Genomic DNA, 7,763 nt, shown 5'->3' with positions numbered 1-7,763 from the left:
TACATATAGTATCCCTAATGCAGAAGATATTAAGAAATTTTGGGAAGAATTTTCATGTGAAATTAAAGAGAAAAATAGATTTTTCACTCAAACCAATTTGTACAAAGATTTATTTAACAATCAAGTTAATAACAAAACTAATATATTCAATTTATTAATTGAATCATTAACTAATGAGTATTCAAATGGAAGAAAGTTTTATAGAGCTAGAGTTCATGAGAATAAGTTAAGTATAGATGAGATGGGTGCCCCACCAGCTAATACAGCCACAGCAGGAAGAGCTAATCCAATTGGTATCCCTTATTTATATTTAGCGGATAATAAAGACACAGCTATCGCTGAAGTTAGACCAAGTAATGCTTGTTTAGTAAGTGTTGGTACTTTCCAGCTTATTAGTAATTTAAAGATATTGAACTTAACAAACCCAAGAAAAGATGCCTCTTTTCTTATTCATGAAAGTGATAATTTAGAAGAGTGTCTTAAGTATATTGATTTATTAGAAATTTTTTCAAGTGAGTTGTCGAAGCCAGTCTTACCAAATAAAAGTTATTTAGATTATATTCCAACGCAATTCTTATGTGAGTATTTTAAAACGGTATGCGGATTTGATGGATTAGTTTTTAAAAGCTCATTTGAAGAGGGAAATAATCTTGTTCTCTTTGAAAAATCCTTTTCCAAAGGAATAGATATGGCTTATTTTACAGTGAAAATAAAACATCAATCTTCAGTAATAAGTACAAGAAACTAATTTTAAATTTTGAGATCTCTTATATATCTCTTTACGACACCAATAATTTTAATATCATGTGTCATTGAAGAAATAACTGGATAATCTTGATTTATTGGTATTAATTCAAAAATCTCTTTTCCATTTTTATCATGACACGCTACTCTATATTTTCTAAAAAGAGCCTCATGTGATCCATTTATAGAAATTACATAATTACCTGGTTTGGGGGGAGTTAAAGTGTCAACTATTAGTATATCACCTTCTTTAAACTCAGGCTCCATACTATTTCCTTGAACAATTAAACTAAATAACGATTCAGGTACGTTACTGAAAGAGACTGTATAAGTGTGTTTTTTAGGTTCAATCTCGTGAGACTGAATCTTTTTCCATAAGTCTACTTCTGCATAATTTAATAGAGGAATTTTTTGTAAATTATGGTCTCTTAATAAAGTGCTATCTAACCCATCTTTTTCTTGTTTGTTTTTTTCTATAGGTGAACCATTACCAGTAGCTAACCAATTAATATTTACCCCTAAGAACTTAGAAACTTTTAAAAGATTTTCACCTTCCATTGTTTTAGATTTGCCACTAAGCCAGTCGCTTACTGATGGAGGCTTAACCCCAACTGCGCGAGCAAGGTCAACCCCCTTAATTTTTTTAGGTGGTAATACTTCCATTGCATATCTTAGACGTTCAGCTAATGTTCTCATGATCTGATCCAAATAGTTAGGTAATCCTAACATGAAACAAATTAGGTATTCCTATTGATTAAAAATAAGGAATACCTAATAATTGGTTTGTGAAATTAGGAGTTAGACATGACAGACAACCAACTTATTGAAGCTTTGGGTGGATGTAACGCCGTTGCTCGCTTGTTAGGAATAAGACCTTCTTCAGTTAGCGGCTGGAAGGCAATTCCTACTGATCGCAAAATCCGCTTGGCTGTAATTGCCGAAGAAAATGGAATTAGTACTCGTAAAGAAATCTTTCCAGATACGTATGTTGATATTTGGATTGAGTTAAGAGAACCGATCAGAGCCAGCAATACTATTCTGCAAGTCGTCTAATAAACACGTTCAAAAGGACTCGCAATGAACATATTAGATGCGGCTTACCACACGGTCCACGACTTTAAAGGCGGGGCAAATGCGCTTGCATCACGTATGAGCATTAAAAGCCCGGCGGTGCTCAACAGCAAGGTCAACCCAAATACGGAAACACATCATCTGACTTTACTCGAAGCAACAAAGCTGATGGGCATAACAGGGGATTTCCGAATACTTCAGGCGATCTGTGCAGAACATGGCAAATCTGCCATCGACTTGCCGGATATACCTGAGAGCCATAGAGACAGTTGCCTGATGGATACGTTTCTTAATATCGGTATCAAGAAAGGCAACGTCAGCAAGCAATTTAGAGAAATGCTTGCGGATGGGCGAATAACAAAAGGCGAGGCAATCGAGATGGCCAAGGTCATACACGACATGCATGTACTGCTTGCCACGCTGGAGCAACAAATTAATGCCTGTATTCAGGACAAATAAAAAAACCGCTTTTCTGCGCGAACAGGCTAGCGGTCACGTTCATCCATCTGGAGAGATTTAGAACATGACCAATATATCAAACGAAGTATCAACCCACAACAGCGATTTCCTTGTGGGGGATACGGTTGTCATAAATACACCTCTTGAATTCATCAATAGGACTTTTGACTCAGATGAGCTTTTCATTGTTCAGGACATTTGTGGGCTACTGAGTAAAGGAGTGACCATTTTGATTAATGGTGAACGTGTAATAGCAGCAGATTCTGAATTACGCCATGCATCAGTTGCTGAGCTGAATGCAAAGCGTCGCCTTTCGAAGACTGAACAAGTATTAGCGGAGGTTTCATGAATACAAAACTCCCTGATTACAAGCAACTTCAGGCGATCCAATCCTGGTATGAGCCAGCATTAAAACTTTTGAACGATCTGCTTGAGCGTAACAAAGCTAATCTCCGTAAACGTGGTTACAACGAAGAGAACGCGGCAATTACACGTGAGGAGTTTAGACAGCAACTCGCACGCCGTGGTCGAATTACTTTGCATTTGGCCGGAGAAATTGAAACGAGTTTGTTTAAAGCCCAAAAGATTGAATACATGGGCGGATATTTAAGACCTAAGGTGGATGAGTTATGAGTTTAGATGCAACTGTCTGGGCTTGGAAAAAGCAATTCACTCAAGTTAAAGGTGGATCATCCCCAGCGTTAAAGAAATTAGTCTTGCTATCCATGGCTGATCGAGCGGATGAGCAGCATTGCTGTTATCCGAGTACAGGACGATTAGCTGAGGATTGCCAAATCAATAAAAAGACACTTTTTAAGATATTAGAAGAGCTGATTGAAGAAGGCGTTATTTTTGATACTGGTGAGAGAAAGGGTAGAACCAAGCAGGTAATTGTGTACCGATTAATTGGTGTACAAGGTCGTGAGCAAACAGTACCAACGTTGGAACACTTAGATGATGAAAGCCTTGATAGCCAAGGCTCGGATTCTGAAACAGTACCAGCATTGGAACAGTACCAACATTTCCATTAAACAGTACCAATATTGGTACACGGAATCTACCAAAGAATCTTCCAATAGAATCTAGAAATAAAAACCATTGGCTCTGTTCAAAAAAATTGAGTTTGGAAATTGCTCAAGCAAATCCTGAAATCGATACAAACGAGATCATCTCATCAACTTGGTTCAACCGTGAGCTAAGAGCATTTGAATTGTTCAATGCGGAAAAGAGCATGTGTGATGAACTCATGATTTATCACTTTGCAAACTGGTTACTTGAAGCGAAAGCAAAACAGGACCGATTGAAAAACTCGTCTCAACCGAACCAGAAGCAACCAGCTAAATCCAAGAACACTTTAACTGACAAACAAAGACATTTCTTTGCAAGTAAATTATCCCGTTTACCTGAGTTCGCTAAATACTCGGAAGGCAACGAAAGCTATGAGCAATTGGCTAAGCGTTTGGAGCTAATGCTTAAAGATCCTGCAAACCTCAAGAAGTGGGCTGAGCACCTGATTAACATCAGCAACGAACACAAGGCGAATGCAGCATGAAACATAATATTGTGTCGATCTCTGGCGGAAAAGACTCAACTGCAACTTTGCTTCTAGCCATGGCCTGGGATGTTGAGAACTTACAAGCGGTTTTTGCTGATACAGGGCATGAACACCCAGCAACTTATGAGTACGTGGAATATTTAGAAAGTACGTTAGGCATTCAGATCCTGGAAGTAAAAGCTGATTTTAGCTTCGAGATTCAGCATAAACGGGAATATGTAAAAACTAAATGGCGTGAAAAGGGGGTACCAGAATCAATCATTGAAAATGCACTTTCAGTTTTAAAACCAACTGGGAATCCATTTTTAGATCTTTGTTTATGGAAAAGTCGTTTTCCATCAACACGCACTCGTTTTTGTACCTCGGAATTAAAGATTAAGCCGATCCAGCAGTTGTTTTATCCAATTCTGGATGACGGCCACATGATTCTATCTTGGCAAGGTGTTCGTGCGGATGAATCTATAGAACGCAGATATTTGCCAGAGTGCAATGAGGTAGTTCAAGGGCTCTATAACTACCGCCCAATATTGAAATGGTCTGCCAAGGATGTCTTTCAAGCTCATTTTGATATGGGGATTAAACCAAATCCTTTGTACATCCAAGGAATGGGACGTGTTGGATGTATGCCATGCATCAACTGTAATAAAGATGAACTTAAAGAAATTGCAAAACGCTTTCCTGAAGAAATTGAACGTGTTGCTGAGTGGGAGCGAATTGTTGCTTTAGTTTCAAAACGCCAGTCAGCTACTTTCTTTACTTCGGATTATCGTGGACATGGCATTCATGAGCTCGTTGAGTGGTCTAAGACCACCCATGGGGGAAGACATTATGATCTCATTTCATTAACCGAAGATTCAAAAGCATGTTCATCTGCATATGGTTTATGTGAGTGAGGTAGAGCATGAATACAATGAGCATCGATCAGTACCGCCGTGAAATTCTCAAGCAATGCGTTAAGCCTAAGGCTGCTAAACGAAATAAATTTAATGCACAAAAGGTTGAGCTGGACGGCATGACGTTCGACAGCAAAAAAGAATATCGGCGGTACATCGAGCTCAAGGCTATGCAGCAGCGTGGTGAAATTTACGGTTTAGAACATCACACTAAGTTTGAATTGGCACCAAAAACCAAACTGGAAAGGGAAAAGCGAGCAAAGCCTGCACTACGTTATTTTGCAGATTTCACTTATTTCAACGCTGTAGGCCAATACATTGTTGAAGATGTGAAATCAGAGGCGACCAGAAAGAAAGACAGCTATAGAAACAAAAAGCATTTAATGAAAACGGTTTTAAATATTGATGTGAGAGAGGTATGAGTTGATGAGTGCAACTGCTGCAAAGTTTGAACAATTTGAATGGTTGGCTCATGGCTTAACTGCGAGCTCACCAAGTCAGGAACCATCTATTCATGGTACAGGTGAGAAACCAGTGGACTATCAGGATCGCTTGGGTGCGATTGCTTCGATGGATACCCAGTTAGCAAAGTCTGTTACAGCTCTGATTGTATTTGAAGGGAAGGCGCAAAGTGATTATGAATATGTACAACAACATCTGGCGAATATTCTTATTACAAATGCCATAAAGGATAAGAAGAGAGAACCCGAAAGGATTGCCATGTTTCATCTTGCTTGGTTAATTGCTCGAATGGTATTGGATTTTGCTTTAGATCCAGAACTTGAAGAAAACTATACTGCTAAAGGACGGTTAGCTTATGCAGGAATTCGAAGTTATCAAATGAGTGTTGATGGTTATCGCATGACATGGAAACCATATGAAAAGCTTATGATACTTGCGATTGAATCTGCAATCTCGGAAGCAGGAAAATCGATTGATGATTATAAAAAGAACACTTACAAAGAAATTGAAAAATAGGGGATTCCATTTAAACGGAGACTAGGGTATAGTTTTTACATACTGGTCATATTGCAGATTAAATATGATTCAGCGTAAAAAGCTCGCATTATGCGGGCTTTTTTATTGCCCCTTAATTGGGGTTTTTTATGCCTAAAATTTATTAACTCAATAAAAAAGGCTTTAACCATAAATCTGTTACTTCATACAGATCATCTTTATAAATAAATTAAGAGGTTTTTATTATGTCTTCTAGCTGGACTTTACCATTATTCATTAAACAAATGATTGAACAAGAAGATGTGCGTGTTCCTGAGGGCGTAACTCAAATTATGCCGCCGTTTTTCCGTTCTTGGTTTGAAGCAAAGTCATTAGAAATTCCAGAAGGAGTTACTAAAATTGGTAATGGTGCTTTCCAAGGGTGGGCTTCATCAACTATTCTCAAGCTTCCTAAATCATTAACAGAAATTCAGGCTAATGCATTTCAAAATTGGCTTTTACTTGAAAGCTTAACCCTACCTGAAAATCTAGAATCGATTGGCAGCTTTGCTTTTGGTGCTTGTCCTAAATTAACAGAGGTTACTGTGCTTGCGTCAGTTCCTCCTGTATTGATTGAAGAGTTTTCTTTTATTCCATTTGATTGGAATGTTGTTGAAGTCGTGAAAGTTCCAGCAGCTTCAGTTGACCTATATAAAGCAGCACCTATCTGGTCAACTGTTGCAGATAAGATCGTTGCAATCTAACTTTTAAAATAGTATTTCAAGAGCCCATCGAAAGATGGGCTCTTTTTTTGTGTCTGCAATTTGAGAAATGGAATTGTTAAGTATTCGTATTGAACAGAATTAAAAAGAAATGGAGTATTTCGTTTTAACGAAAACTAAGGTATAGTTTTTATATACTGGTCGTAGTTCGGTTCATCCGAGACCAATCTATTAAAGCTCATCGAAAGGTGAGCTTTTTTTTAAATAGTGTCCTATAAAAATAAAAGTTTGTTTAATTTTTTCTTCGTACTACTTATTATAATTTGAACAAATTTTTAAAGTGCTAAGTACATCCATATGGTAACAACAGCAAGGCTTAATCACACCTCATCTTTTGGAGGGAGTGGGGATGAACGTAACCCGAAAGAAAAATTTATAGATTATTGCGATTCGACATATTTTGCTTCGAGTGATTACTATTCTTATTGGAGGAAATTATCTAAACGGGAATTAACTGAAGCTGAATTAGTAGAAAAACAGAAATGTGAAGATGCCATAAATAAAAAATTTACACCGGAGGACTATTTTTCTATTGGCTTAATTCTTATTCCTTTTTTATTTTTTGCGATTTGCAATATGAAAGGATATCTTTCAGTAAAAAAATTTGAACGCGAAACTGGTAAGAAAGCTGACATGTCTATTCATATGATACCTATATCTGCGGTTTCACTCGTTTTAACTGCTTTTTTGTGGATGATTCTTTATGCCATGTACTATGCATATCTTTATCATAAGTATCAGTTTTAAAAAATTATTTTTTTATTGGTTCATACCTAAGTTGTTTGTCCCATTTCCGTACACTTTACCCCGCTGACATACATGTTATTAGCGGGGCTTTTACTTTATATGTTAAGTTAAAGCTCTTCATTTTTTGAATTGTTAGGGTGTATAAGGAATACATGAAAATTCTAGCTCTTTCAGGTAGTGCGAGAGAGGCATCTACAAATACTGCTTTATTGCAAGCTATGAGCGAACTTGCACCACAATCAATCGAGATCTCTGTTTTTCATCAAATAAATTTACTACCAATTTTTTCACCAGATGATGAAGGGGAGAAAACGCCTGCTGCGGTACAAAATTTCATTGAAGTGGTAGCTACTGCTGATGGGATTATCATTTCAAGTCCTGAATATATACGTGCGATACCGGGGGGGGGGGCTTAAAAATGCAATTGATTGGATGGTTTCTCGCATTGAAATTATAGACAAGCCAATAGCTCTAGTGCATGCATCAGTGCGCGGTGATGATATGCTAAGCTCATTAAGAAGGGTGCTTTCTACAGTTAGTGGGAATTTTTTCGAACATATATTTTTACGTTTTTCA

At 37.4% G+C, this 7,763-nt stretch carries 11 protein-coding genes and 2 pseudogenes; 12 read left to right on the top strand and 1 reads right to left on the bottom strand.

Going from position 1 to position 7,763, the window contains the following annotated elements; translation table 11 throughout:
- Window positions 1–748, top strand: a 748-nt coding sequence (locus A9Z07_RS17135; protein ID WP_139126654.1) for an RES family NAD+ phosphorylase, incomplete at its 5' end; no start/stop codon positions are given.
- A 2-nt stretch (window positions 749–750) separates the two neighbouring features.
- Here A9Z07_RS17135 and A9Z07_RS17130 read toward each other — a convergent pair.
- Window positions 751–1,440, bottom strand: coding sequence for a helix-turn-helix domain-containing protein (locus A9Z07_RS17130; protein WP_069579971.1), 690 nt, complete (start codon window positions 1,438–1,440; stop codon window positions 751–753).
- Between the two features lie 108 nt (window positions 1,441–1,548).
- On the opposite strand from A9Z07_RS17130, the gene A9Z07_RS17125 reads away from it, so the two are divergent.
- The 11 genes and pseudogenes from A9Z07_RS17125 to A9Z07_RS17075 form a co-directional block, all read left to right on the top strand.
- Entirely contained in the window at window positions 1,549–1,797 is a 249-nt protein-coding gene (locus A9Z07_RS17125) for a Cro/CI family transcriptional regulator (protein WP_069579970.1), read from the top strand.
- Window positions 1,798–1,821: 24 nt separating this feature from the next.
- Window positions 1,822–2,274: a phage regulatory CII family protein gene (locus tag A9Z07_RS17120; protein WP_069579969.1), complete on the top strand. Its 453-nt coding sequence runs from the start codon at window positions 1,822–1,824 to the stop codon at window positions 2,272–2,274.
- A 64-nt stretch (window positions 2,275–2,338) separates the two neighbouring features.
- Complete coding sequence (locus A9Z07_RS17115) at window positions 2,339–2,623, top strand: hypothetical protein (protein ID WP_069579968.1); 285 nt, start codon at window positions 2,339–2,341, stop codon at window positions 2,621–2,623.
- Window positions 2,620–2,907: a hypothetical protein gene (locus A9Z07_RS17110; protein ID WP_069579967.1), complete on the top strand. Its 288-nt coding sequence runs from the start codon at window positions 2,620–2,622 to the stop codon at window positions 2,905–2,907. Before A9Z07_RS17115 ends, A9Z07_RS17110 begins: the two co-directional genes overlap by 4 nt.
- Window positions 2,904–3,826: pseudogene (locus tag A9Z07_RS17105) on the top strand (helix-turn-helix domain-containing protein). The gene A9Z07_RS17110 and the pseudogene A9Z07_RS17105 overlap by 4 nt, the downstream one beginning before the upstream one ends.
- Window positions 3,823–4,722 carry a phosphoadenosine phosphosulfate reductase family protein gene (locus A9Z07_RS17100; protein ID WP_069579966.1) on the top strand — a complete coding sequence of 300 codons (900 nt, stop codon included), beginning with the start codon at window positions 3,823–3,825 and terminating at the stop codon, window positions 4,720–4,722. Before A9Z07_RS17105 ends, A9Z07_RS17100 begins: the two are co-directional and overlap by 4 nt.
- An 8-nt stretch (window positions 4,723–4,730) precedes the next feature.
- Window positions 4,731–5,144 carry a DUF1064 domain-containing protein gene (locus A9Z07_RS17095; protein WP_069579965.1) on the top strand — a complete coding sequence of 138 codons (414 nt, stop codon included), beginning with the start codon at window positions 4,731–4,733 and terminating at the stop codon, window positions 5,142–5,144.
- 4 nt (window positions 5,145–5,148) lie between these two features.
- Window positions 5,149–5,700 (top strand): hypothetical protein, encoded by a 552-nt coding sequence (locus tag A9Z07_RS17090; protein WP_069579964.1) that lies wholly within the window; start codon window positions 5,149–5,151, stop codon window positions 5,698–5,700.
- Between the two features lie 224 nt (window positions 5,701–5,924).
- On the top strand, window positions 5,925–6,422 hold the full coding sequence (locus A9Z07_RS17085) for a leucine-rich repeat domain-containing protein (protein ID WP_069579963.1): 498 nt from the start codon (window positions 5,925–5,927) through the stop codon (window positions 6,420–6,422).
- Window positions 6,423–6,737: 315 nt separating this feature from the next.
- A complete protein-coding gene (locus tag A9Z07_RS17080; protein WP_069579962.1) occupies window positions 6,738–7,187 on the top strand; it encodes a hypothetical protein in 450 nt (149 codons plus the stop codon).
- 152 nt (window positions 7,188–7,339) lie between these two features.
- A pseudogene (locus A9Z07_RS17075) lies at window positions 7,340–7,763 on the top strand (NADPH-dependent FMN reductase); the annotation flags it as partial.

Source organism: Acinetobacter sp. YK3, assembly GCF_001729365.1.
GTDB lineage: Bacteria > Pseudomonadota > Gammaproteobacteria > Pseudomonadales > Moraxellaceae > Acinetobacter > Acinetobacter vivianii.
This window is presented reverse-complemented; position numbering and strand designations above follow the sequence as displayed.

Excerpts from the sequence above, each read along its gene's own strand:
- A9Z07_RS17095 (WP_069579965.1), top strand. The coding sequence starts at position 4,731 with ATGAATACAATGAGCATCGATCAGTACCGCCGTGAAATTCTCAAGCAA.
- A9Z07_RS17085 (WP_069579963.1), top strand. The coding sequence starts at position 5,925 with ATGTCTTCTAGCTGGACTTTACCATTATTCATTAAACAAATGATTGAA.
- A9Z07_RS17115 (WP_069579968.1), top strand. The coding sequence starts at position 2,339 with ATGACCAATATATCAAACGAAGTATCAACCCACAACAGCGATTTCCTT.
- A9Z07_RS17080 (WP_069579962.1), top strand. The coding sequence starts at position 6,738 with ATGGTAACAACAGCAAGGCTTAATCACACCTCATCTTTTGGAGGGAGT.
- A9Z07_RS17110 (WP_069579967.1), top strand. The coding sequence starts at position 2,620 with ATGAATACAAAACTCCCTGATTACAAGCAACTTCAGGCGATCCAATCC.
- A9Z07_RS17130 (WP_069579971.1), bottom strand. The coding sequence starts at position 1,440 with ATGAGAACATTAGCTGAACGTCTAAGATATGCAATGGAAGTATTACCA.
- A9Z07_RS17090 (WP_069579964.1), top strand. The coding sequence starts at position 5,149 with ATGAGTGCAACTGCTGCAAAGTTTGAACAATTTGAATGGTTGGCTCAT.
- A9Z07_RS17100 (WP_069579966.1), top strand. The coding sequence starts at position 3,823 with ATGAAACATAATATTGTGTCGATCTCTGGCGGAAAAGACTCAACTGCA.
- A9Z07_RS17120 (WP_069579969.1), top strand. The coding sequence starts at position 1,822 with ATGAACATATTAGATGCGGCTTACCACACGGTCCACGACTTTAAAGGC.
- A9Z07_RS17125 (WP_069579970.1), top strand. The coding sequence starts at position 1,549 with ATGACAGACAACCAACTTATTGAAGCTTTGGGTGGATGTAACGCCGTT.